We start from the raw sequence: 24,912 nt of genomic DNA on the forward strand, positions 1-24,912 counted from the left end.
TTTGCACCCCTCTAAACCCCCGAGCCTAGCCGTGTTGGCCGGCCACAACACACCCCTGGCCGCCCGCTCGTGATGCGACGTCGAATACGGTTGCCGGGTGAGTGTTTTCGCCTCTCCGTTCGCGACGGCCAGCGGCGTCGGTTCATGGCCCGGCATCGCGATACGGCCGGCGACGGAGGTCGTCGTCGGTGAGTTGGCGGCCGCGATGGCTCACCTGGTCGAGCTGCCCGCCAGGGGAGTGGGCGCCGACCTGCTGGGGCGGGCCGGCGCGCTGCTCGTCGATGTGGCGATCGACACCGTGCCGCGTGGTTACCGCATCGCCGGTCGGCCCGGCGCGGTGACCCGCCGGGCCGTCAGCCTCCTCGATGAGGACATGGATGCCCTCGAGGAAGCCTGGGAGACGGCGGGCCTGCGTGGTGGCGGACGGGTGGTCAAGGTGCAAGCGCCGGGCCCGATCACACTGGCCGCCGGGCTGGAGCTGTCCAACGGCCACCGGGCGATCACCGACCCGGGGGCGGTGCGCGACCTGACGGCGTCGCTGGCCGAGGGTGTTGCCGACCATCGTGCCGCGCTGTCGCGCCGCCTCGACACACCGGTGGTCGTGCAACTCGACGAGCCGTCGTTGCCGGCGGCGCTGGGTGGCCAGCTGAGCGGAGTCACCGCACTGAGTCCGGTTGCCGCGCTCGACGAGTCGGTGGCTCAAGGGCTGCTCGACCATTGCGCGCAGGCGGTGGGCGCCGAGGTGGTGGTGCACAGTTGCGCGGCCGGATTGCCGTGGGATCTGTTGGCGCGCAGTGCGACTAGCGCAATATCGGTCGACGCCGCAACGCTGCGGCCCGCGGACCTGGACGGGATCGCGGCGTTCGTCGAATCGGGTCGCGCGGTGATGCTGGGCGTGGTGGCCGCCACCGCTCCGCAACGCCGGCCCGCGGCCGAGGAGGTGGCCGCGGCCCTCGTCGCGGTGACCGATCGGCTCGGCTTCGGCCGCTCGGCGCTGCGCGAGCGCATCGGCGTCACCCCGGCATGTGGTCTGGCCAATGCGACGCCACAGTGGGCCCGCACCGCGATCGAGCTGGCCCGCAAGGCCGCCGAGGCGTTCGCCGAGGACCCCGACGCCATCTAGGTGGCGAGCCGCTTGTCACATCCGCCGCACCCGTCGCGGTAACCGGACCTGTACCTTTTTGCCCGCCTCCGAGCGACAACTCTCGCGGCGACCGCCCGCGTGCTCCGATTGTCGCTGTGAGGCGGGCACAAAGGACACGTCGGCTTTTCCTGGTTGCTGGTACGGCAGACGCGACCGGGCGTCACCGGCGGGCACTGTCCCCACCCTTCGATAGCCTGCCAAGGTGAGTTCGCCAGAAGCTGACCCTGTCGCGCCCGAGGTCCGGCGTCAATGGCGTGAATTGGCCGACGAGGTGCGTGAGCACCAGTTTCGCTACTACGTGCGCGATGCGCCGGTCATTTCCGACGCCGATTTCGACGACATGCTGCGCCGGCTGGGCGCTCTCGAGGAGCAATACCCCGAGCTGCGCACCCCCGATTCACCGACACAGCTGGTCGGTGGCGCGGGATTTGCCACCGATTTCACCTCGGCCGAGCATCTGGAACGGATGCTCTCGTTGGACAACGTGTTCAGCACTGAGGAATTCGACGTGTGGGCCACCCGCATCCACGCCGAGGTCGGCCATGACGTGCCCTTCCTCTGTGAGCTCAAGATCGACGGCGTCGCACTGGCTCTGGTGTACCGCGGTGGCCGCCTGGTCCGCGCGGCCACCCGCGGTGACGGCCGCACCGGCGAGGACGTCACGAACAACGCGCGCACCATCGAGGATGTCCCGGAACGGCTGACGCCCAGCGACGACTACCCGATTCCCGACGTCCTCGAGGTCCGCGGCGAGGTGTTCTTCCGGGTCGCCGACTTCGAGGCGCTCAACGCCGCCCTGGTCGAAGACAACAAGGTCCCGTTCGCCAACCCGCGCAACAGCGCCGCGGGCTCGCTGCGGCAGAAGGATCCCGCGGTGACCGCTCGCCGCAAACTGCGGATGATCTGCCACGGCGTCGGGCATGCCGAGGGATTTCGGCCGGCCAGTCTGCACGACGCCTACCTGGCGCTGGGCGCCTGGGGGCTGCCCGTCTCCGGCCACACCGCCCGGGTCCCCGACGCCGGGGGTGCGCTGGAACGGATCTCCTACTGGGGAGAGCACCGCCACGACGTCGATCACGAAATCGACGGTGTCGTCGTCAAAATCGACGACTTCGCACTGCAGCGCAGGCTGGGGTCGACCTCGCGAGCGCCGCGCTGGGCGATCGCGTACAAGTACCCGCCGCAAGAGGTGCAGACCAAGCTGCTGGATATCCGGGTCAACGTCGGGCGGACGGGACGCGTCACACCGTTCGCGGTCATGGTGCCCGTCAAGGTCGCGGGTTCGACGGTCGAAATGGCCACCCTGCACAACGCCTCCGAGGTCAAACGCAAGGGCGTGCTGATCGGCGACACCGTGGTGATCCGCAAGGCCGGCGACGTGATTCCCGAAGTGCTGGGCCCGGTCGCCGATCTGCGCGACGGCACCGAACGCGAATTCCTGATGCCCACCCACTGTCCCGAATGCGCCACCCTGCTGGCCCCGGCCAAGGAGGGCGACGCCGACATCCGCTGCCCCAACTCCCGATCCTGCCCAGCGCAGTTGCGGGAGAGGGTATTTCACGTCGCCGGCCGCGGCGCCTTCGACATCGAGGGGCTGGGCTACGAGGCCGCCATCGCGTTGCTGCAGGCCGAAGTGATCACCGACGAGGGAGACCTGTTCACCCTCACCGAGGACGACCTGTTGCGCACCGAATTGTTCACCACCAAGGCCGGCACGCTGTCGGCCAACGGTAAGCGGCTGCTGGCCAACCTCGACAAGGCCAAGGCGCAGCCGCTGTGGCGAGTGCTGGTGGCGCTGTCGATCCGGCACGTCGGCCCGACCGCGGCGCGTGCCCTGGCAACCGAATTCGGCAGCCTCGACGCGATCACGTCGGCGTCGACCGACGAGCTGGCCGCGGTCGAGGGCGTCGGGCCGACCATCGCCGCCGCGGTCACCGAATGGTTCACCGTCGACTGGCACCGCGCGATCGTCGACAAGTGGCGGGCGGCGGGCGTGCGGATGGCCGACGAGCGCGACGCGAGCACCCCGCGGACGCTGGCCGGGCTGAGCATCGTGGTCACCGGGTCGCTGACCGGGTTCTCCCGCGACGAGGCCAAGGAGGCGATTGTGTCCCGTGGCGGCAAGGCCGCGGGTTCGGTGTCGAAGAACACCGCCTATCTGGTCGCCGGCGATTCGCCGGGCTCGAAGTACGACAAAGCGGTCGAGTTGGGTGTGCCCATCCTCGACGAGGACGGCTTTCGCCGGCTGCTGACCGACGGGCCCGCGGCCGACAACACAGCCGATTAACAGCGCAGTACTGGTCCGTACCGGTGTTCCGGCTTTATGGTGGGCGCTATGACCCAGACGGCCGATCAGTGCACGGAGCCATCGCCGTGGTCTCCGCGCGAGGCCGAACTGTTGGCGGTGACGTTGCAGCTACTGCAAGAACACGGCTATGACCAATTGACGATCGACGCGGTCGCCAGTGCTGCCCACGCCAGCAAGGCCACGGTGTACCGGCGATGGCCCTCGAAGGCCGAACTGGTGCTGGCCGCCTTCATCGAAGGTGTCCGCCAGGTCGCGGTCGCGCCGAATACCGGTAGCCTGCGCGACGATTTGATCAATCTCGGCGAGGTGTGCGGCGAGCACGGACGTCAGCACGCCAGCACCATCCGCGCGGTGATGGTCGAGGTATCGCGCCATCCGGCGCTCAACGAGGCCCTGCAGGATCAATTCCTCAAGCAGCGCAAGGCCTTGATCAAGCACGTGATGCAGCGGGCCGTCGATCGTGGCGAGATCGCCAAAGATGCTTTCGTTGACGAACTTTGGGACCTGCTACCCGGCTATCTCATCTTCCGGTCCCTCATTCCCGACCGGCCGCCCACGCGCCAGACGGTGCAGCTGCTGGTCGACCAGTTCCTGATGCCGGGTCTGACGCGGACCGCCGGGTAACGCGGCCGCCTGCACGTCGTCCGGCTGTTGAAAATGTGTACGCGCGCGTCTCTTGTCACAGTACGGTCCAGTACCGTACTGTGAGATCCGTCCGTTCGCCCTTGCGCGGGGCAGCGGTCGTAGTCATAGAGTGATCGAGAACGCCCGACCATCGAAAGGCCGAGGGTGAAGGCGATTTCAATGTCCAACCTGCTTCGGCAGGGCTGGATAGTCTTGGTCGCGATACTCGTCGTCGCCGTCGCGGGATTCGGCATCTACCGCCTGCACGGGATCTTCGGCTCGAACTACAAGACCTCGGCCAACAGCGGCCTGTCCAACGAGATCGTCCCGTTCAACCCCAAGCAGGTGGTGCTCGAGGTCTTCGGTGCGCCGGGTGCGGTGGCGACGATCAACTACCTGGACGTCAATGCCCAGCCGCAGCAAGTCAAGAACGCGCCGCTGCCCTGGTCGTTCACGATCACCACGACGGAGCCCGCGGTCGTGGCCAACGTCGTGGCGCAAGGCAACGGCGACACCCTCGGTTGCCGCATCACCGTCAACGGTCAAGTCAAAGACGAACGCACCGTCAACAAGGTCGACGCCTACACCTTCTGTCTGGATAAGTCGGGATGAGCAACCAAACCAACGAACAGCAGACGCGGCCTGCGGTGCCGCGCAACATCCGACGGCTCGCGCTGCCGATCCTGCTTTTCTGGGTGGCGCTGGCCGCCATCACCAACATCGCGGTACCGCAGCTGGAAGAGGTGGGCAAGACCCACAACGTGGCGCTGAACTCTCCGGATGCCCCGTCGCTCAAGGCAATTAAGCGCATCGGCCAGGCGTTCCATGAGTTCGACACCGACAGCTCGGCGATGATCGTGCTGGAAGGCGACAAACCGCTCGGCGCGGACGCCCATCGTTTCTACGACGAGATGATTCGCAAGCTCGAGCAGGACAAAAAGCACGTCGAGCACGTTCAGGACTACTGGGGCGACACGCTCACCGCGGCGGGATCGCAGAGCACCGACGGCAAGGCCGCTTATGTCCAGGTGAACCTCGCGGGTAATCAGGGCTCCGCGTTGGCCAACGAGGGTGTCGGCGCCATCCGCGACATCATCGACCACATGAAGCCGCCACCGGGCGTCAAGACCTATGTGACCGGCGCCGCGCCGCTGATCTCCGACCAGTTCGACGTGGGCAGCAAGGGCACCGCGAAGGTCACCACGATCACCATCGGGGTGATCGCACTGATGTTGTTCTTCGTTTACCGCTCGGTACTGACCACGCTGCTGGTTCTCGCCACGGTGCTGATCGAAATGTCAGCTGCCCGAGGCCTTGTCGCGTTCCTCGGCAACGAGGGAATCATCGGCCTGTCGACCTACGCGACAAATATCCTGACGCTGTTGGTGATCGCCGCCGGAACGGACTACGCGATATTTTTCGTGGGCCGCTACCAGGAAGCGCGCGGGACCGGTGAAGACCGCGAAAAAGCCTTTTACACGATGTATCACGGCACCACGCACGTCGTGTTGGGATCCGGGCTCACCGTCGCCGGCGCGGTGGCCTGTCTGAGCTTCACCCGGCTGCCGTACTTCCAAAGTCTGGGAATCCCAGCAGCATTGGGTATCCTGGTGGCGCTGTTCGCCGCGCTGACACTGGGGCCCGCGATTCTCACCTTGGGTGCCAAGGCCGGCATCTTCGACCCGAAGCGAGCGATACAGACGCGCGGTTGGCGGCGGATCGGCACGGCCATCGTCCGCTGGCCCGGCGCCGTTCTCGCGGCCGCGAGTGCGCTGGCCCTGGTCGGTCTGATCGCCCTGCCCGGATACAAGACCAGCTACGACACCCGTCCCTACATGCCCGCCGACGCTCCGGCCAATATCGGTTACACCGCCGCCGAGAAGCACTTCTCGCGAGCCCGGCTGGAGCCGGAACTGCTGATGGTCGAATCGGATCACGACATGCGTAATCCGGCCAGCATGCTCATCCTGGACAAGGTGGCCAAGGCCGTGTTCCACGTCCCCGGGGTCGCCCAGGTGCAGACCATCACCCGGCCGTTGGGAACCCCGCTGGTCCACAGCTCGCTCGCGTTCGTGGTGAGCAATCAGAGTGCCGCCCAGCAGCAGAACCTGACCTACCAACGAGATCGGGCCGACGACGCCCTCAAGCAAGCCAACGAACTATCGAAGACGATCGACATCCTGCGACAGCAGTTCGTCCTGCAGCAGCAGTTGGCCGGCACCACCCACGACGAGACCGAAAGCTTTCGCGATACGCTCGCGACGATCAAAGACCTACGCGACAAGATCGCGAATTTCGACGACTTCTTCCGGCCGATTCGCAGCTATTTCTATTGGGAGAAGCACTGTTACGACATTCCTGCCTGCTTCGCGTTCAGGTCGCTGTTCGACGCCCTCGACGGCATCGACCAGCTGACCGAAAAATTCGAGAACCTGACGGCTTCGCTGGACAAACTCGACGCACTGCAACCAAAGCTGGTGGCGTTGATACCGCCCCAGATTCAAAGCCAGGAGACCAATCGCGATCTGACACTGGCGAATTACGCCACGCTGTCCGGCATCTACGCCCAGAACGCGCGTGCGCTGGAGAACTCGACGGCGCTGGGGCAGGCGTTTGACGCCGCCAAGAACGACGACACCTTCTATCTGCCGCCAGAGGTGTTCGACAACCCCGACTTCAAACGCGGGCTCAAACTGTTCCTCTCACCCGACGGTAAGGCCGCCCGCATGATCGTCACGCATGACGGCGATCCCGCTACCACCGAAGGTATTTCGCACATCGACCCGATCGCGAAGGCCGCGCACGAGGCCTTGAAGGGCACGCCGATGGCGAACTCGGGGATCTATCTCGGCGGCACCGCCGCGACGTACAAGGACATCCAAGAGGGCGCCAAGTACGACCTGATGATCGTGGCATTCGCCGCGTTGAGCCTCATCCTGCTGATCATGATGATCATCACGCGCAGCCTGATCGCCGCGCTGGTCATCGTCGGCACCGTCGCGCTATCCCTGGGCGCTTCGTTCGGGCTGTCAGTTCTGGTGTGGCAATACATGTTTGGTATCGAGCTGTATTGGGTCGTGCTGGCACTGGCGGTGATCTTGCTGCTGGCGGTCGGTTCGGACTACAACCTGCTGTTGATCTCCCGGTTCAAAGAAGAAATCCATGCCGGTCTCAATACCGGCATCATCCGGGCGATGGCCGGCTCCGGGTCGGTGGTCACCTCGGCCGGCATCGTCTTCGCCGTCACGATGTGTGCGTTTGTTTTCAGTGGTTTCCAGGTGCTCGGTCAGATCGGGACTACGATCGGGCTGGGCTTGTTGTTCGACACGCTGATCGTGCGCTCATTCATGACGCCTTCTGTCGCAAGGATTCTCGGGCGCTGGTTCTGGTGGCCGCAACGGGTGCGTCCGCGTCCGGCCAGCACGATGCTGCGGCCCTACGGTCCGCGTCCGGCGGTTCGTCAGCTGCTGCTGTGGGAAGACGGCGATGCCGCGGCACCCAAACCCCCGGTGGCCGCGCGCTGATTCAGCGCAACATGGTGGCCACGATGCCGGACAGGTAACCCAGGCGGGCCACCTCCGACGGCCGGAATTCGGGGCCCGGACGGCCCAGCACCACCGCGGTCTGCGGGTCACCCAGTGGCGCGGCGACCATCGTGATGTCCATGTCGCGCCAGGCCTGCGGCACCCACTCGGCGGTGCCGTCCAGCGTCGCGGCCTCCTGGATCGGCAGCCAGGGGGCCGATACCGCACGGGTCTCGGGCGCCCCCGGGCTGGCGGCGAGGCGCCGCAGCTCACCCTCGGCGCCCTGCAACACCGTGCACCAGCTCACCCGCAGCACCCGGGGTGCCTCGTCGGCCAGCACCTGCAGCCGCGCCGCCTTGTCCTTGGCCGCGGCGACGTGGTCAAGAAGTTCCAGCTCGCGATGCGCTTCCAGCAGACCGGTGTGCGGGCGCACGCTGTCCACCCGGACGCCGTTGAGGGACTCGGCCGCCGTGATCAGCGTGTCGGGCATCGCGCCGGCGGGCAGTTCGATGACCAGGTCGTCGGTGGCATACCCCGCGCTGCGGTCGACGACGTCGAGCGACAGGATGTCGGCGCCCACCGAACCGAGTGCAACCGCCAGCGCGCCCAGGCTTCCCGGGCGGTCGACGAGCTCGATGCGCAACAGATACGACGGCACGCGCCCACTGTCGCACAGAGCCGCGCGTCCGGCATTTCCGCAGGGTGGGTGCCAGCTGCACGCGCGTGACCGCAGCACCGATAGGCTTTTCGCTCGTGTCCCAGATCTCCCGCGACGAGGTCGCGCACCTGGCCAGGCTGGCCCGGCTGGCATTGACCGATACCGAGTTGGACAGCTACGCCGGCCAACTCGACGCCATCCTGACCCACGTCAGCCAGATCCAGGCGGTCGACGTCACCGGCGTCGAGCCGACCGACAACCCGCTCAAGGACGTCTTGAAAGACGCCACTGGCACCCGCCCCGACGAGACCAGGCCCAGCCTGACGCAGCAGGAGGCGCTGGCCGCGGCGCCCGCGGCCGTCGACGGCCGCTTCGCCGTCCCGCAGATCCTCGGAGACAGCGAGTGAACGAGATCATCCGTTCCGACGCCGCGACGCTGGCTGCCAAGGTCGCCGCCAAGGAGCTGTCGTCGGTCGAGGTCACCCAGGCATACCTGGACCGGATCGCGGCGTCCGATGACCGGTACGGCGCGTTTCTGCACGTCGCGGCTGACGAGGCGCTGTCGGCGGCGGCCGCGGTCGACGAGGCGGTGGCGGCCGGGGAGCAGCTGCCCTCGGCGCTGGCCGGCGTTCCGCTGGCGCTCAAAGACGTGTTCACGACCGTCGATATGCCCACCACCTGCGGATCCAAGATCCTTCAGGGCTGGCGCTCGCCCTACGACGCCACCGTCACCGCCCGGCTGCGTGCGGCGGGCATCCCGATCCTGGGCAAGACCAACATGGACGAGTTCGCGATGGGCTCGTCGACGGAGAACTCCGCCTATGGCCCCACCCGCAACCCGTGGGACCTCGAGCGGGTGCCCGGCGGCTCCGGCGGGGGCAGCGCCGCGGCGCTGGCCTCCTTCCAGGCGCCGCTGGCCATCGGCACCGACACCGGGGGCTCGATCCGTCAGCCGGCCGCGCTGACCGCGACCGTCGGGGTCAAGCCCACCTACGGCACGGTGTCGCGCTACGGCCTGGTGGCCTGCGCGTCGTCGCTGGATCAGGGCGGCCCCTGCGCGCGCACCGTGCTCGACACGGCGCTGCTGCATCGGGTGATCGCCGGCCACGACCAGATGGACTCGACCTCGGTCGATGCCGCGGTGCCCGACGTGGTCGGCGCCGCTAACGCCGGTGCCGCAGGCGATCTGAGCGGCGTGCGAATCGGTGTGGTCTCGCAGCTGCGCGGCGAAGGCTATCAGCCCGGAGTGCTGTCGTCGTTCGAGGAGGCGGTCAAACAGCTGACCGCGCTGGGTGCCGAGGTGAGCGAAGTCGACTGTCCGCATTTCGATCACGCGCTGGCCGCCTACTACCTGATCCTGCCGTCGGAGGTGTCGAGCAACCTGGCGCGCTTCGACGCGATGCGTTACGGGCTGCGGGTCGGTGACGACGGCAGCCACAGCGCCGAGGAAGTGATGGCGCTGACCCGGGCGGCCGGCTTCGGTCCAGAAGTCAAGCGCCGCATCATGATTGGCGCCTACGCGCTCTCGGCGGGCTATTACGACGCCTACTACAACCAGGCGCAGAAAGTGCGCACCCTGATCGCCCGTGACCTCGACGAGGCCTACAAGTCCGTCGACGTGCTGGTGTCGCCGACGACCCCGACCACCGCGTTCCGGCTGGGGGAGAAGGTCGACGATCCGCTGGCCATGTACCTGTTCGACTTGTGCACGTTGCCGCTGAACCTGGCCGGGCACTGCGGAATGTCGGTGCCGTCGGGACTCTCGCCGGACGACCAGCTACCGGTGGGCCTGCAGATCATGGCGCCCGCGCTGGCCGACGATCGCCTTTATCGCGTCGGTGCCGCCTACGAAGCGGCGCGTGGACCGTTACCGGCCGCGCCGACCGTCTAGCCCGCACACCGCCCGATTTGCCCCGACGGCGGCCCAGACAGGCAAGATAAGAGGATGCGGATCGGAATTCTCACCGGGGGCGGCGACTGTCCGGGGCTCAACGCCGTCATCCGGGCGGTGGTGCGGACCTGCGACGCCCGGTACGGCTCGTCGGTGGTCGGCTTCCAGGACGGATGGCGCGGGTTGCTGGAGAACCGGCGCATCCAGCTGCAGAACGACGATCGCAATGACCGGCTGCTGGCCAAGGGCGGGACAGTGCTGGGCACCGCTCGCGTGCATCCCGACAAGTTGCGGGCCGGGCTGGATCAGATCAAGCAGACCCTGGACGACAACGGCATCGACGTGCTCATCCCGATCGGCGGCGAGGGCACGCTGACGGCCGCACACTGGCTCTCGGAGGAGAATGTCCCCGTCGTCGGCGTACCGAAGACGATCGACAACGACATCGACTGCACCGACGTCACTTTCGGGCACGACACCGCGCTGACCGTGGCCACCGACGCCATCGACCGTCTGCACAGCACCGCCGAGTCGCACCAGCGAGTGATGCTGGTGGAGGTGATGGGCCGCCACGCCGGCTGGATCGCGCTGAACGCCGGGCTGGCATCCGGCGCGCACATGACGCTGATTCCCGAGCAGCCCTTCGACATCGAGGATGTGTGCCGGCTCGTCAAACGCCGTTTCCAGCGCGGGGATTCGCACTTCATCTGCGTGGTGGCCGAAGGAGCCAAGCCGATCCCCGGGTCGATTCCCTTGCGGGAGGGCGGGATTGACGAATTCGGCCACGAGAAATTCACCGGCGTCGCTGCGCAGTTGGGCGTTGCCGTGGAGAAGCGGATCAACAAGGACGTGCGAGTGACCGTGTTGGGCCACGTCCAGCGGGGCGGCATCCCGACGGCCTACGATCGCGTACTGGCCACCCGGTTCGGCGTCAACGCCGCCGACGCCGCGCACGCCGGCGAATACGGGCAGATGGTGTCGCTGCGCGGGCAGGACATCGGCCGTGTCTCGCTGGCCGACGCCACCCGCCACCTCAAGCTGGTGCCCGACGCACGCCACGACGAGGCCGCCGCGTTCTTCGGCTGAGGCCGCCGCGGCGGGCAAAGCACCGGCCGCCAATGGTGAACAATTCCGCCGGTTGAGACGTTCCTAGCGAGCATGACCAGTAGCAAATCCGGACAACGCAGCGCCAAGGAGCGCTTCGATGTCTTTCACCAGCTGGTTCGCGACACGTTCGTCCCGGTGGTGCTCTCGGTTGAGGACACCGACTCCTTCCACGCCTCGCTGCAGACCTCGAGCCTCGGCACGTTGCGGATCAACCGGCTGCAATTCGACGGTGACATCGTGCTGCGCCGAACGCGTGGGCAGTTGCTGCGCGGGACGCCTCAGCTCATCGACCACCACAGCCGCGAATATCTGAAGGTCGGCGTGCACGTGGGGGGCCGCTGCGTGGTGCGGCAGGACGGCCGCGAAGCAAACCTGTCGCCTGGAGATTACGTCGTCTACGACACCACGCGACCGTTCGACTTCGCGGTCAGCGGCAAATTCCGGATGTACAGTGCGCTCCTTCCTCGCGAGTTACTGCGGATCCCGGCCGCACAGCTATCTCAGCTGACGGCCCGTCGCTTCGACGGTCGCCAGGGGATGGGCGCGCTGCTGGCACCGTTTCTTGTCGAGCTCGGCAGACAGGCCGCCAAGGGCCCCCAAGTGCTCAATCTCCACGTCGCCGACGCGGTATTCGACATGCTCGAGGCATCGTTGGGCGAGCAATTGGCGTGTGAACGCCCGCAGCGTCGCGATGTGAGCCATCAAATGCTCGCGATACTCGCATTCATCGAACGCAACCTCGGCGACCCGGACCTGGATGTGCCGGCGATCGCAGCGGCGCAGCACATCTCGCTGCGCCAACTGCAACGGTTGTTCGAAAACGACGGCCGCACCGTCACCGACTGGATCCGGAGCCGCAGGATCGAGCACTGTCGCAAGGACCTTGCGAACGCCGAACTCACGACGGTGCCGGTGAGTGTGATCGGTGCGCGGTGGGGTCTGGTGAACGCGGCGCATTTTTCCCGGCTGTTCAAGGCGGCGCACGGGAGAACTCCGCGAGAGTATCGGCTCTGGGCACAGAATTGCGCACGCCGGCAAGATCCCGGCGCGAACGGGCAAGACATGCATGACGGTCGCGCCGATAGTGGGTAGCGACATCAACTGCCCACTTGGGGGACCAAATGCAGGAAACAGCAATCGAATTCGATGTGGACCGGGAGTTCGCTGAGCGGGTGGCCGCGAATCAGGCTTCGCTGAGCGCTGTGCTCAAGCAGCGGTACGACTTCATCGTGTGCGGTTCGGGCTCGTCGGGGTCGGTAGTGGCTCGACGGTTGGCCGAAAACCCGGATGTCGACGTACTGCTGGTCGAGGCCGGCGGCGACGACAACGTCACCGAAGTCATCGACCCCGGGCAATGGGTGGCCAACTTGAATTCGCAGCGCGACTGGGGGTTTCGCAGTATGCCGAACCCCAGTATCAATAACCGCTCGATCGTGCATTCGATGGGCAAGGTGCTGGGAGGCAGCTCGAGCATCAACGTGATGGGATGGATCCGCGCCCACCGCGACGACTGGAATCACTTCGCCGCCGAAACGGGCGATCCGGCGTGGAATTACGAGTCCATCCTCGCCATTTATCGGGAGATCGAAGACTGGCACGGCGCACCGGATCCGGCATACCGGGGAACCGGTGGCCCGGTTTTCATCCAGCCGCCCCCGAACCCCCATCCGCTTGCGCTGGCGACGTTGGACGCGGCGCGGGCCAACGGCCTCGCGGTCTACCCGTCGGCCAACGGCTCAATGATGGAGACGACGAGCGGTGCTGCGCTGGGAGATCTCTGCATCCGAAATGGGCAGCGCCAGTCGATATTTCGCTCGTTCACCTTCCCGTTGATGGATCGGCCCAACCTCACCGTCCTCACTCACGCGGTCGTGCAGCGCGTGGTGATTCAGGACGGCAAAGCCGTCGGCGTCGAAATTCGTCATCGAGGAAGCACCCGCCGCATCGACGCCGACGCGGAGGTTGTCCTGTCGCTGGGCGCGAACCACACCCCCAAGGTCCTGATGCTGTCCGGCATAGGAGACCAAGACGAGCTCGGCCGGGTCGGGATTCCGATACATCAACATCTGCCCGGGGTGGGGCGCAACCTGCAGGATCACGTGGCCTTTGACTGCATGTGGGAATACCGCGACGCGCAGCCGCCGCGGAACAATGCGGCCGAAGTGGTGATAGTCGGGCAGAGCGAGTCCGGGCTGACACACCCCGACCTCTTCGCCTGGCAGGTAGAAGTTCCCTACGCCACCGACGAGACCGCCGCCCGGTTCGGGCTTCCCGAAGCCGGCTGGACGTTTCATGCCGCGCTGGCTCATCCGAAGAGCCGGGGCCGCATCCGGCTGAGCGGCCCCAACCCCACGGATCCGTTGTGCATCGACGCCAACACGCTGGGGGATCCCGACGATGTCCGAAAGGGAATCGCCTGCGTGCAGTGGTGCCGCGAAATCGCCAACAGCGCGCCCCTGCGGCCGTACGTGAAACGCGAGGTCATGCCGGGAAACCTGCGCCCAGCGGCGCTGGAAGAGTTCGTCCGGGACGCGGCGAACACCTTCTTTCACCAGGTCGGCACGGCCAAAATGGGCCGCGACGCGATGTCGGTGGTCGACGGCGACCTGAAGGTCTACGGAATCGACAGCCTCAGAGTGGCCGACGGCTCCGTGATGCCGGAGATCACCACCACCAACACGATGGCGCCGTGTGTGGTCATCGGGGAACGTGCGGGCCGGATGCTGAAGCAAGCACATCGGCTCTAGCTGACGCCGCGGCGGGCAAACGTCGGATGGCAGCAGCCTGACGACCGAATGAATTTGCCGGCTCAACCTGCCAGCACTCCTGGACGGGCCGAATTTCCGGGTTTAACCACCAGGTCGAAGTGGCTACACCTGCCGTTATGAGCAACCGCGAGGGAGTTCGCGGAGTCAACGCGCTGTCTGCTGCGCCGGCATATCCGTCGAGTTCCGCGGGTCCGGCGGCTTCGGTGCCGAGCTGGCGAGCCAACGCCGACCCGACGGCGGCCACGGTGCCCGAGCCGCGCCCGCCCGCGAAACCGGCCAGGTCAAGCGGCCCGGCTACGCCCAACCGGCTGGCGCGGGCTCGGCGAGCCGCCGTGCCGTACCGTCGCGATCTGACCCTGGGCGGGACCGCCCTGGACGGCCTGGACTTCCGGGAGGGCTCGGAGCCGAGCAGGTTCAACTGGCGAGCGGTGATCCACCGGGTGACCGGAATCGACCTCGGCCCCGGCAAACAGGCCGCCTACGAGCGGGAGCTGCGCGAGCGCATCGGTGTGCCGATCGGTGGGGCGTTTCCGATCGCGGTGCTGAACTTCAAAGGCGGCGTCGGCAAGACCGCGGTGGTCGAGGCGCTCGGCTCGACGCTGGCCGAGGCGCGCGGCGACCGGGTCATCGCCGTCGATATCGACGCCGGCGACCTGGCGGAGCGCCACGGTCGCCGCAACCCGCTGGGCCTGGCCGACCTGCTCGCGCGCGATTCGGTGACCCAGTATGCGGAGGTGCGCGCGCACACCCACATGAACAGCTTCGGCCTCGAAGTGCTGGGCCTGCCTGACTACGGCCGCACCGACTGGCGGCTGGAGCGCCAGGACATCGCCAAGACCTTTTCGATTCTGCGCAAGCACTATTCGCTGGTGCTGGTGGATTGCGTCAAGGCGATCAACTCCGGCGTGATGGACGCGGTGCTGCCCGAGGCACGCGCTCTGGTCGTGGTCTCCGGCACTTCGATCGATGCGGTGCGCAAGACCAGGACAACGCTGGAGTGGTTGTCCAACAACGGACATCGCCGCTTGTTGAAGGCGACGGTGCTTGCGATGAACTACACCGAACCGGCCAAGCTGGACGGCGTGGTCACCAAGGAGTTCGAGGCGCTGTCGGCGCGCGTCGCGGCCACGGTAACGCTGCCATTCGATCGGCACGTCCGCGAGGGCAAAGAGCTCGGGCTGGACCGGCTGAGCAAGGAAAGCCGGCGCGCCTACCTGGAGCTGGCCGCCGCGCTGGGCGACTTCGTCGCCGGCCGGCCGGAGCGCGAAGCCGCGCTGCGGTCCTGGCGCTGACGCGCCTTGTCCTGAGCCTGGGCTGTTATGCCCCCGCTGGGCCACCATTAGGATCGTTGCCATGACTGTTACCTCCGGAGCGGCCGAGCTGCTGGATTACGACGACGTCATCGCACGTTTCGATCCCGTGCTCGGGCTGGAAGTACACGTCGAGCTGTCCACCGCGACCAAGATGTTCTGCGGCTGCTCAACCACATTCGGTGCCGAACCCAACACCCAGGTGTGCCCGGTGTGCCTGGGGCTGCCCGGTTCACTGCCCGTGCTCAACCAGAAAGCGGTGGAGTCGGCGATCCGCATCGGACTCGCGCTCAATTGCGAGATCGTGCCGTGGTGCCGCTTCGCCCGGAAGAACTACTTCTATCCGGACATGCCGAAGAACTACCAGATCTCGCAGTACGACGAGCCCATCGCCATCAACGGCTACCTCGAGGCGCCGCTGGAAGACGGCACCACCTGGCGGGTCGAGATCGAACGCGCCCACATGGAAGAGGACACCGGCAAGCTCACCCACCTGGGCAGCGAGACCGGACGCATCCACGGTGCGACGACGTCGCTGATCGACTACAACCGCGCCGGCGTTCCCCTGATCGAGATCGTCACCAAGCCTATTGAGGGAGCCGGAGCCCGGGCGCCGCAGATCGCGCGGGCTTACGTGACCGCCTTGCGAGACTTGCTGCGCGCCTTGGAAGTATCCGATGTACGGATGGACCAGGGCTCGATGCGTTGTGATTCCAACGTCTCGCTGAAACCTACCGGCGCCACCGAATTCGGCACCCGGACCGAGACCAAGAACGTCAACTCGCTGAAAAGCGTCGAGGTCGCGGTGCGGTACGAAATGCAGCGCCAGGCCGCTGTTCTGCTTTCCGGCGGCTCAATCACGCAGGAAACCAGACACTTTCACGAGGCGGGGTACACCAGTCCCGGCCGCGCCAAAGAAACGGCGCAAGATTACCGCTATTTCCCCGAGCCCGACCTGGAACCCGTCGCGCCCAGCCGAGAGCTGGTCGAGCAATTGCGCCAGACGATCCCCGAGCTGCCCTGGTTGAGCCGCAAGCGGATTCAGGACGAGTGGGGCGTTTCCGACGAGGTGATGCGCGATCTCGTCAACGCCGGCGCGGTCGAATTGGTCACCGCCACCATCAAGCACGGCGCCTCCAGCAAGGACGCACGCTCCTGGTGGGGAAACTTCCTGGTGCAGAAGGCCAACGAGGCGAACATCGAGTTGGACGAGCTGGCCATCACGCCCGCTCAGGTCGCCGCGGTGATCGCACTTGTCGACGAGGGAAAGCTGTCCAACAAGCTGGCCCGCCAGGTCGTCGAAGGTGTGCTGGCCGGAGAAGGCGAACCCGAGCAGGTGATGACCGCACGTGGCCTGGCGCTGGTGCGCGACGACTCGGTCACCCAGGCGGCGGTGGACGAGGCCCTGGCCGCCAATCCCGATGTGGCGGAGAAGATCCGCGGTGGCAAGGTTCAAGCCGCCGGCGCGATCGTGGGCGCGGTCATGAAGGCCACCCGTGGCCAGGCCGACGCCGCCCGGGTGCGCGAGCTGGTGCTGGCCGCCTGCGGGCAGTCCTAGCGCTCCAGTTCTGCGCGCGGCCTTTTCGTCAGGCTTTGTCGTCGTTGTTACGCGGGAAGCCGCCACCCTGCGGGAACAGCGGGAACACCACGTCGTCAAGCTTTTCGGCATCGCCGGCGGTTTTGTTGATGGTGGCGCCCCAGATGTTTCCGTCCGGCGACATCCGCAGCGCCCACGCGTGGGCGTGGGTGTCCTTGCGGACGACGTCGGGTTCACCGGTGACCGCACCCGATTTCGGGTCGAGCCGCACCGCCACCGTCATCTTGGTGTTGACCAGGTTGACCATCACGGTGCCGTCCATCGCCGCGCATCCGGCCACGCCGGGTTTGTCCGGCCACGTCCACACCGTGGAGACCTCCGAGGCCTTGGTGATGCGCTGCAACCGGTCCGCGGTCGGCGTGCGGTCGGCGACATACAGCGAGCCGTCCACCGGGTCGACGCACAGTCCGCCGCCCGAGCCGACGCCGGACAGTGCGGTGGTCGGTGGCGCCTGACCGACCGTGGTCGGCTGCTCGATGCGCAGCACCTTGCCCGCCAACGACTTCGGATCGGCGGCCATGGCAGGGTTGCCCGCATCGCCGGTCAGCACCAGCAGCGTCGTCGGGCTGGTGAACAGCAGTGCCCCACTATTGCCGTTGGCGCCCTTGGGGATCCCGGTCAGGATGTCCTTGGGGATATCGCCGTCGGCGATGCGGATGACCCGGTTATCCGTGGGCGTGCTGATGTAGGCGTACATCAGCCGGTCCTGGGAGTAGGTCGGCGACAGCACGATGTCCATCAAGCCGCCATCCCCGGATCCGTCGACGGGGATGACCAGCTTCACCTTCGGCTCGGCGCTGACCGAGATCTCTTTGACCGCGCCGGTGGTGCGCTCGGCGACCAAGGCGGTTTTGCTGTCGGGCCCCATGATCAGGCCGCTGGTGCTCTCCAGGCATCCCTGCATCACCCCGGGGGCGGGGCAGGCTTTGGGGAACGGCGTGGGCGGCAGCGGCGGCGGCGGGGGAGGCGTCGAGCTCGGCTGCGGCTTGAGTTCGGGGGCGGTGGTGAACGGCGCGGAGGCGGCGTCGTTGAACCGCGCGCAGCCCGTCGCGACCACCATCGCCGCGCACAGCGCAGCGAGCCCGCACCGAACCGGCCACCCCAAACGCATGATCGACAGGCTACGGACAGGGCGGGCACCGGCGCCACAGGCGGGCCTGCGTGGGCGCCGCGACGCCACTCCATCGGCCGGTGGCGAGCTGGTTTTCAGCACGCGTTCACCATTTCGGAACCCCGCCGAGTCCATTTGGAGTCAATCCGGGCCCATTTAATGGTCTAGCCGCCGATTACACGGCGAAAGCGCCGCTCAAATCCCCAATTCGGGCCTAAATGCCCTTACCCTGACACCCGTGACCGGTCAATCGAATGACGCATCTTGGCAGCGGCCCGGCGAAGTTCCCGGGCAGGTACCGGGGCGCCCCGCCGCGGCGCGGTTGGTCGACCCCGAAGATGACCTGACCCCCGTCGGGTATCCGGGCGACTTCGGAACCACCTCCGTGATCCCCTACCAAGACCCGAATCAGGTCGCCGCCCCCGCCGGGCCGTCCTATAACGTCCTCGACCAGCAGGAGCCGCTGCCCTACGTGCAGCCGCAGCCGGCGCCGCGGCATTTGGCGGCCGAGCCCGCCGAGATCGACCCGAGCGAGGACTACGAACGGCAACGCGCGATCGGACGGCGCGGCACCCAGAGTCTGGGTTTGCTGGTGCTGCGGGTCGGCCTCGGGGTGGTGCTCGGCGCGCACGGGCTACAGAAGCTGTTCGGCTGGTGGGGCGGTCAGGGCCTGACCAGCTTCAAGAACTCACTGTCCGACGCGGGCTACCAGCACGCCGACATCCTGTCCTATGTCAGTGCCGGGGGCGAGATCGCCGCGGGTGTGCTGCTGGTGCTGGGTTTGTTCACCCCGGTGGCCGCCGCGGGCGCGCTGGCCTTTTTGATCAACGAGCTGCTGGTCAGCGTGTCGGCGCGACCACACACGTTCGCGTACTTCCTGCCGCAGGGGCACGAGTACCAGATCACGCTGATCGTCCTCGCGGTTGCGATTATTCTGGCCGGGCCTGGCCGTTATGGCCTGGACGCCAACAGGGGATGGGCGCACCGGCCCTTCATCGGGTCGTTTGTGGCCCTGCTTGCCGGCATCGCCGCCGGTATCGCGGTGTGGGTGCTGCTCAACGGCGTCAATCCGATCGCCTGAATCGCCCGTCAGCCGGTCATCGGTAGGGGTTGGGGACTCGCCCCGAACTGGCCGCCGTCAGCTGCGGGAGTGTCGCGAAAGTCACCGCCGGCAGGCGTAGTTCCGTTCCGCTCTTGAGCCTGGCGCGTGCCCACGAACCGCGGTGGAAGCGCAGCCCGTCGATGTCGTCCCAGCCGACCGTTTGGCTGCTCGTCAGGTTCCGCACCGTCACACCCTGGTTGTCGGCCACGGTGCGCAGCCGGATGATCAATGCGGACAACAGCACCGGGATCAGCAGCAGTGGGGTCGACAGCGGCCAGGCCAGCACCGGGATCAGCAATCCGAGCGTCAGAAATCCCACGGCGAGGTGCGCCATCGGTGAGATCTTGATCACTACGGGCACGGGTGTCGGGGCTGCAGAACCGGAGGCCACCCCAGCATCATTTCACCCCGGGTTGCGCCGGTGACTTCGTGGCGCCGCGGGTGGTGCCGGCGCGGCCATGACGGGGCCCCGTCGCACCGGATTTGACGGTTGAGCAGTGCGAAGGCTACCGTCGGGGGCTATGGAGACCACCGGAAAGCCCGGGATGCTCGTAGTAATTAGCCGCGCGTTGGTGCGTGACTAGTTCCTTCAGCATGTGAAGCGATCCGGCACCAACGCGCAACCCTCGATCAGCGAGAGCTGACGGGGGTTTTTTCTTGCGTATCAACGAAACTTCCCCAGCCAAATCAGGACTAAGAGGACAATCACCAGAGTGAGCGCACCCACCAGGTCACAGACACCCAAGTCGCACAATGGAGACGACTGGGCGCCGGACGCCACGGAAAGCACCGAAGACGCCGCAAAAGTTCCGGCCAAGCAAGCGAAACATGTTGCACCGCAGCAAGTTACCGGTGCTCAGTCGGTAATCCGGTCGTTGGAAGAACTCGACGTCGAGGTCATCTTCGGCATCCCGGGTGGCGCCGTGCTGCCGGTTTACGACCCGCTGTTCGACTCGAAAAAGCTGCGGCACGTGCTGGTTCGGCACGAGCAGGGTGCCGGTCACGCGGCAAGTGGCTATGCGCACGCCACCGGAAAGGTCGGCGTCATGATGGCCACGTCGGGTCCCGGTGCCACCAATCTGGTGACCCCGCTGGCGGATGCGCAGATGGACTCGATCCCCGTCGTCGCCGTCACGGGGCAGGTGGGGCGGTCACTGATCGGGACCGACGCCTTCCAGGAGGCCGACATCTCGGGTATCACAATGCCGATCACCAAGCACAACTTCCTGGTCCGCTCGGGTGACGAGATTCCGCGGGTGATGGCCGAGGCCTTCCACATCGCCGCTTCGGGGCGTCCGGGAGCGGTGCTCGTCGACATCCCGAAGGACGTGCTGCAGGGTCAATGCACGTTCAGCTGGCCGCCGAAAATGGATCTGCCCGGTTACAAGCCGAACACCAAGCCGCACAGCCGGCAGATCCGCGAAGCCGCCAAGCTGATCGCGCGTGCGCGCAAACCGGTGCTGTACGTCGGCGGCGGCGTGATCCGCGGCGAGGCGACCGAGCAGCTGCGGGATTTGGCTGAGCTGACCGGGATTCCGGTGGTCACCACGCTGATGGCGCGGGGCGCGTTCCCGGACAGCCACCGGCAGAACCTGGGGATGCCGGGCATGCACGGCACGGTCGCCGCGGTGGCCGCGCTGCAACGCAGCGATCTGCTGATCGCGCTGGGCACCCGCTTCGACGACCGGGTGACCGGAAAGCTCGATTCCTTTGCGCCCGAAGCGAAGGTCATCCACGCCGACATCGACCCGGCCGAGATCGGCAAGAACCGGGTCGCCGACGTGCCGATTGTGGGCGACGTCAAGAACGTCATCACCGACCTGATCGCGATGCTGCGCCAGTACGAAACCCCGGGCAAGATCGACATGACCGCCTGGTGGGGATATCTGGACGAGGTGCAGTCGACCTATCCGCTGAGTTACGGCCCGCAGAGCGACGGCAGCCTGAGCCCGGAATACGTGATCGAGCAGCTCGGCAAGATCGCCGGGCCCGACGCGATCTACGTGGCCGGCGTGGGGCAGCACCAGATGTGGGCGGCCCAGTTCATCTCTTATGAGAAGCCGCGCACCTGGCTCAACTCCGGCGGCCTGGGCACCATGGGCTTCGCCATCCCGGCGGCCATGGGCGCCAAGGTCGCTCGTCCCGAGGCCGAGGTCTGGGCGATCGACGGTGACGGGTGCTTCCAGATGACCAACCAGGAGTTGGCCACCTGCGCGATCGAGGGCGTGCCGATCAAGGTGGCGCTGATCAACAACGGCAACCTGGGCATGGTGCGGCAGTGGCAGAGCCTGTTCTACGAGGAGCGCTACTCGCAGACCGACCTGGCCACGCACTCTCACCGCATCCCGGACTTCGTCAAGCTGGCCGAGGCGCTGGGTTGTGTCGGAATCCGTTGTGAGCGTGAGGAAGACGTCGTCGAGGCGATCAAGGCGGCGCGCGCCATCAACGACCGCCCGGTGGTGATCGACTTCATCGTCGGCGCGGATGCACAGGTGTGGCCGATGGTGGCCGCCGGGACGAGCAATGACGAGATTCAGCACGCCCGCGGAATCCGGCCGCTGTTCGACGACGAAACCGAAGGGCACGCCTGATATGTACGCCAAAACGCACACACTTTCGGTGTTGGTCGAAGACAAGCCGGGTGTGCTCGCGCGCGTCGCGGCGCTGTTCTCGCGGCGTGGTTTCAACATCGAGTCGCTGGCTGTGGGTGCCACCGAGCAGAAGGACATGTCGCGGATGACCATCGTGGTTTCCGCCGAGGAGACTCCGCTCGAGCAGGTCACCAAGCAGCTCAACAAGCTGATCAATGTCATCAAAATTGTCGAGCAGGACGAGGACAACTCGGTGGCTCGCGAGCTGGCGCTGATCAAGGTGCGGGCCGATTCCGGTACCCGCAGCCAGGTAATCGAAGCGGCAAACCTGTTCCGCGCCAAGGTAGTCGACGTATCGCTGGATTCGCTGACCGTCGAGGCGACCGGTACCCGCGGCAAGCTCGAAGCGCTGCTGCGAGTGCTGGAACCGTTCGGTATCCGCGAGATCGTCCAATCGGGAGTGGTGTCGCTATCCCGTGGGCCGCGTGGAATCGGCACCGCCAAATAAGCGATACACATTCCAAAAGTCCAATAAGAAAGAGAGATTCACCGTGCCACTAGAGATGTTCTACGACGACGACGCCGACCTGTCGATTATCCAGGGTCGCAAGGTCGGCGTGATCGGATACGGCAGCCAGGGGCATGCGCATTCGCTGAGCCTGCGCGACTCCGGTGTGCAGGTGCGTGTCGGGCTCAAGGAGGGTTCGAAGTCGCGGGCCAAGGTTGAGGAGCAGGGCCTGGAGGTAGACACTCCCGCCGAGGTCGCCAAGTGGGCCGACGTCATCATGCTGCTGGCGCCCGACACCGCCCAGGCCGACATCTTCAAGAACGACATCGAGCCGAACCTGAACGACGGCGACGCACTGTTTTTCGGTCACGGTCTCAACATCCACTTCGATCTGATCAAGCCGCCCGGCAACGTCACGATCGCGATGGTCGCCCCGAAGGGGCCCGGGCACCTGGTGCGCCGTCAGTTCGTCGACGGCAAGGGCGTGCCGTGTCTGATCGCCGTCGACCAGGACCCGACCGGCGAGGGCGAGGCGCTGGCGCTGTCCTACGCCAAGGCCATCGGCGGCACCCGGGCCGGCGTCATCAAGACCACCTTCAAGGATGAGACCGAGACCGACCTGTTCGGCGAGCAGGCCGTGTTATGCGGTGGCACAGAGGAATTGGTGAAGACCGGTTTCGACGTGATGGTCGAGGCGGGCTACCCGCCGGAGATGGCGTACTTCGAGGTGCTGCACGAGCTGAAGCTGATCGTCGACCTGATGTACGAGGGCGGCATCGCCCGGATGAACTACTCGGTGTCCGACACCGCGGAGTTCGGCGGCTACCTGTCGGGCCCGCGGGTCATCGACGCCGGCACCAAGGAGCGGATGCGAGAGATCCTGCGCGACATCCAGAGTGGTGAATTCACCAAGAAGCTGGTCGCCAACGTCGAGGGCGGCAACAAGCAGCTCGAGCAGTTGCGCAAGGAGAACGCCGAGCACCCCATCGAGGTCACCGGTAAGAAGCTGCGCGACCTGATGAGCTGGGTCGACCGCCCGATCACCGAAACGGCTTAACCCTCTTACGCCGAACGCCCGGCTGGCCGGGCGGCCCGCGTCGGGTGCCCGGCTGGCCCGCGTACAGCTGCTACGACTCCAGACGATCGGCGATCGTTACGACGCGGCGGGCCAGATGATCCAGCGCGTTGCCGGTGGCGTCGTCGAATGCCTCGATGTTGTCGTGCGTGGTGAGCAGGCTGGCCCCGTAGGGGTTGCCGTCGACGAACTTGCTCGGATCGGTGTAGCCCGGCGGCACCAGGATGCCGCCGAAGTGCATCAGCGTGAGGTAGAGCGCGACGAGCGTGGTCTCCTGGCCGCCGTGCGCGGTGTTCGAGGACGTGAAGCCCGCGTACACCTTGTCGGCCAGCTTGCCTTCGGCCCACAGCCCGCCGAGTGAGTCCAGGAAGTTCCGCAGCTGCGACGCCGGAGAACCGAATCGGGTGGGCGAGCCGAAGATCACGGCGTCGGCCCACACGATGTCGTCGCCGGTGGCCGCGGGCAGGTCCTTGGTGGCGTTGTAGTTCGCCGCCCAGGCGGGGTTCTGCGCGAAGGATTCCGGATCACGCGTCTCGGCGACGGGACGTACCCGGACTTCCGCGCCGGCGGCCTGCGCCGCCGCGGCGACACGGTTGGCCATCGTGGTGCCGTGGCCGGTGGCCGAGTAGTAGATGATCGCGAGTTTGGTCATGGCGCCAGCCTAGGCATGTCCAACCCGAACTCGCGGCGCAGCAGGCTGCGCGCGGCGTAGTAGCCGGCCATACCGTGCACGCCGCCGCCCGGGGGTGTGGCCGCCGAACACAGAACGTCTTGGGAATCGTTGTGGGCTAGGGGTTTAGGCGCGGCGTGGGCCCGGCGATCGCGCGCCACGCGGAATTGCCGCCCATTCCCATGTCGCCGCCTTTGCGTAGTGTTCCGGTAGCGCTGCACCGTATATCCGCAGCGGTGCGGTGGGCGCGGTGTCGTAGGCGACAACTCCGGGCGACGGCCCGGGCGGCGCGCTGATTTCGATGCCGGTGGCCACCTCAGCGCCGTGTGCGCGCAGGTCGGCGAGCAGCGCGTGGGTGATCACCTGGCTGCCGCCCACCGGGATCGGCCAGCCGACCGCATGGCCGAGGGTCGCCAGCATCAACCCGGCACCGGCCGCCGTCAGGGACGGCATCCGCGAAAGCACATGGGCGGCAACGCCGGTGAACAACGCACCGCCGTCCCCTCCGCCCAACCCCCCACGCCGGCGTGCCCTGAGTCCGCATCCGCAGCCCAGGCGCAGCGCGTCGGACAGCTCGGCGCAGGTGCGCTCGAGGTCGCGGTAGGCGATCGCGGCGGGTCGGCCCGGCAGCGGGTTGCCGTAGGCGATGTCGCAGACCTCCAGCCGCCCGCCGCGCGCGGGCAGTTCGAACTGCGCGAAGAACGGCGACGCCAGCGCCCGCGGATGCGCCGCCGAGCAGATGTCGTGTTCGACTCCGGGAAATTCTGGGTCGGCCGCGGTGCGCGCACCGCCGCCCCAACGTGGGCTGCGCCTCGACGACCTGCACTTTGAGTCCCGCGCGGGCGGAGATCACGGCCGTCGAAAGCCCGTTGGGTCCACTGCCGACTGTCGTCACATCGAAGGTGACGTCCATCGGACAATTAC

General features: G+C 66.7%; 20 protein-coding genes and 1 pseudogene. 16 read left to right on the top strand and 5 right to left on the bottom strand.

All coding sequences use genetic code 11. The annotated features are described in order from the left end of the window. Nucleotides 1-97: 97 nt before the first annotated feature. The 5 genes from AC5Y5O_RS14390 (at nt 98) to AC5Y5O_RS14410 (ending at nt 7,600) form a co-directional block, all read left to right on the top strand. Nucleotides 98-1,123 carry a uroporphyrinogen decarboxylase/cobalamine-independent methonine synthase family protein gene (locus AC5Y5O_RS14390; protein ID WP_096285916.1) on the top strand — a complete coding sequence of 342 codons (1,026 nt, stop codon included), beginning with the start codon at nt 98-100 and terminating at the stop codon, nt 1,121-1,123. Between the two features lie 223 nt (nt 1,124-1,346). Further along, a complete protein-coding gene (gene ligA / locus AC5Y5O_RS14395) occupies nt 1,347-3,431 on the top strand; it encodes an NAD-dependent DNA ligase LigA (protein ID WP_096285918.1) in 2,085 nt (694 codons plus the stop codon). A gap of 36 nt (nt 3,432-3,467) precedes the next feature. Next, nucleotides 3,468-4,076, top strand: a complete 609-nt coding sequence (locus tag AC5Y5O_RS14400) for a TetR/AcrR family transcriptional regulator (RefSeq protein WP_207768484.1) — start codon at nt 3,468-3,470, stop codon at nt 4,074-4,076. 180 nt (nt 4,077-4,256) lie between these two features. Further along, complete coding sequence (locus tag AC5Y5O_RS14405) at nt 4,257-4,688, top strand: MmpS family transport accessory protein (RefSeq protein WP_207768485.1); 432 nt, start codon at nt 4,257-4,259, stop codon at nt 4,686-4,688. Beyond that, complete coding sequence (locus tag AC5Y5O_RS14410) at nt 4,685-7,600, top strand: MMPL/RND family transporter (protein ID WP_096285922.1); 2,916 nt, start codon at nt 4,685-4,687, stop codon at nt 7,598-7,600. The genes AC5Y5O_RS14405 and AC5Y5O_RS14410 overlap by 4 nt, the downstream gene beginning before the upstream one ends. 1 nt (nt 7,601) lies before the next feature. On the opposite strand, the gene AC5Y5O_RS14415 is transcribed toward AC5Y5O_RS14410, so the two are convergent. Next, nucleotides 7,602-8,258, bottom strand: a complete 657-nt coding sequence (locus AC5Y5O_RS14415) for an ACT domain-containing protein (protein WP_096285924.1) — start codon at nt 8,256-8,258, stop codon at nt 7,602-7,604. A gap of 95 nt (nt 8,259-8,353) precedes the next feature. Here AC5Y5O_RS14415 and gatC point away from each other — a divergent pair, with 95 nt between their 5' ends. The 7 genes from gatC (at nt 8,354) to gatB (ending at nt 16,892) form a co-directional block, all read left to right on the top strand. Then, complete coding sequence (gene gatC / locus AC5Y5O_RS14420) at nt 8,354-8,665, top strand: Asp-tRNA(Asn)/Glu-tRNA(Gln) amidotransferase subunit GatC (RefSeq protein ID WP_096285926.1); 312 nt, start codon at nt 8,354-8,356, stop codon at nt 8,663-8,665. Continuing rightward, complete coding sequence (gene gatA, locus AC5Y5O_RS14425) at nt 8,662-10,149, top strand: Asp-tRNA(Asn)/Glu-tRNA(Gln) amidotransferase subunit GatA (RefSeq protein ID WP_096285928.1); 1,488 nt, start codon at nt 8,662-8,664, stop codon at nt 10,147-10,149. Before gatC ends, gatA begins: the two co-directional genes overlap by 4 nt. Before the next feature lie 54 nt (nt 10,150-10,203). Next, nucleotides 10,204-11,235, top strand: a complete 1,032-nt coding sequence (locus tag AC5Y5O_RS14430; RefSeq protein ID WP_096285930.1) for an ATP-dependent 6-phosphofructokinase — start codon at nt 10,204-10,206, stop codon at nt 11,233-11,235. Nucleotides 11,236-11,307: 72 nt separating this feature from the next. Further along, complete coding sequence (locus AC5Y5O_RS14435; RefSeq protein ID WP_096285932.1) at nt 11,308-12,348, top strand: AraC-like ligand-binding domain-containing protein; 1,041 nt, start codon at nt 11,308-11,310, stop codon at nt 12,346-12,348. 29 nt (nt 12,349-12,377) lie between these two features. Continuing rightward, nucleotides 12,378-14,003, top strand: a complete 1,626-nt coding sequence (locus tag AC5Y5O_RS14440; RefSeq protein ID WP_096285934.1) for a GMC family oxidoreductase — start codon at nt 12,378-12,380, stop codon at nt 14,001-14,003. A gap of 137 nt (nt 14,004-14,140) precedes the next feature. Continuing rightward, entirely contained in the window at nt 14,141-15,316 is a 1,176-nt protein-coding gene (locus AC5Y5O_RS14445; RefSeq protein WP_096285936.1) for a MinD/ParA family ATP-binding protein, read from the top strand. A gap of 61 nt (nt 15,317-15,377) precedes the next feature. Further along, nucleotides 15,378-16,892, top strand: a complete 1,515-nt coding sequence (gene gatB, locus AC5Y5O_RS14450; protein WP_096285938.1) for an Asp-tRNA(Asn)/Glu-tRNA(Gln) amidotransferase subunit GatB — start codon at nt 15,378-15,380, stop codon at nt 16,890-16,892. A 28-nt stretch (nt 16,893-16,920) separates the two neighbouring features. Here gatB and AC5Y5O_RS14455 read toward each other — a convergent pair whose 3' ends face one another. Next, entirely contained in the window at nt 16,921-18,042 is a 1,122-nt protein-coding gene (locus AC5Y5O_RS14455) for a PQQ-dependent sugar dehydrogenase (RefSeq protein WP_500025612.1), read from the bottom strand. 238 nt (nt 18,043-18,280) lie between these two features. On the opposite strand from AC5Y5O_RS14455, the gene AC5Y5O_RS14460 reads away from it, so the two are divergent. Then, entirely contained in the window at nt 18,281-19,123 is an 843-nt protein-coding gene (locus tag AC5Y5O_RS14460) for a DoxX family protein (protein ID WP_500025613.1), read from the top strand. 16 nt (nt 19,124-19,139) lie between these two features. Here the strand turns inward: AC5Y5O_RS14460 and AC5Y5O_RS14465 are convergent, their stop codons facing one another. After that, the gene (locus AC5Y5O_RS14465; protein ID WP_096290969.1) at nt 19,140-19,478 is read right to left on the bottom strand and encodes a PH domain-containing protein; all 339 of its coding nucleotides are present in this window, start codon (nt 19,476-19,478) and stop codon (nt 19,140-19,142) included. Between the two features lie 379 nt (nt 19,479-19,857). Here AC5Y5O_RS14465 and AC5Y5O_RS14470 point away from each other — a divergent pair, with 379 nt between their 5' ends. The 3 genes from AC5Y5O_RS14470 to ilvC are packed head-to-tail and all read left to right on the top strand — an operon-like array spanning nt 19,858 to nt 23,300. Next, nucleotides 19,858-21,735: an acetolactate synthase large subunit gene (locus tag AC5Y5O_RS14470; protein ID WP_500025614.1), complete on the top strand. Its 1,878-nt coding sequence runs from the start codon at nt 19,858-19,860 to the stop codon at nt 21,733-21,735. Nucleotide 21,736: 1 nt separating this feature from the next. Then, on the top strand, nt 21,737-22,243 hold the full coding sequence (ilvN, locus tag AC5Y5O_RS14475) for an acetolactate synthase small subunit (protein WP_090601096.1): 507 nt from the start codon (nt 21,737-21,739) through the stop codon (nt 22,241-22,243). Between the two features lie 55 nt (nt 22,244-22,298). Next, nucleotides 22,299-23,300, top strand: a complete 1,002-nt coding sequence (gene ilvC / locus AC5Y5O_RS14480) for a ketol-acid reductoisomerase (RefSeq protein WP_096285946.1) — start codon at nt 22,299-22,301, stop codon at nt 23,298-23,300. A 70-nt stretch (nt 23,301-23,370) separates the two neighbouring features. Here the strand turns inward: ilvC and wrbA are convergent, their stop codons facing one another. Together wrbA and AC5Y5O_RS14490 are read right to left on the bottom strand one after the other, a co-directional pair. Continuing rightward, nucleotides 23,371-23,970, bottom strand: a complete 600-nt coding sequence (gene wrbA, locus AC5Y5O_RS14485; protein ID WP_096285948.1) for an NAD(P)H:quinone oxidoreductase — start codon at nt 23,968-23,970, stop codon at nt 23,371-23,373. Beyond that, nucleotides 23,967-24,901 (bottom strand): annotated as a pseudogene (locus tag AC5Y5O_RS14490) (phytoene desaturase family protein). Before AC5Y5O_RS14490 ends, wrbA begins: the two are co-directional and overlap by 4 nt. Between the last annotated feature and the right edge of the window lie 11 nt (nt 24,902-24,912).

This window comes from Mycobacterium sp. NGS40 (assembly GCF_059812735.1).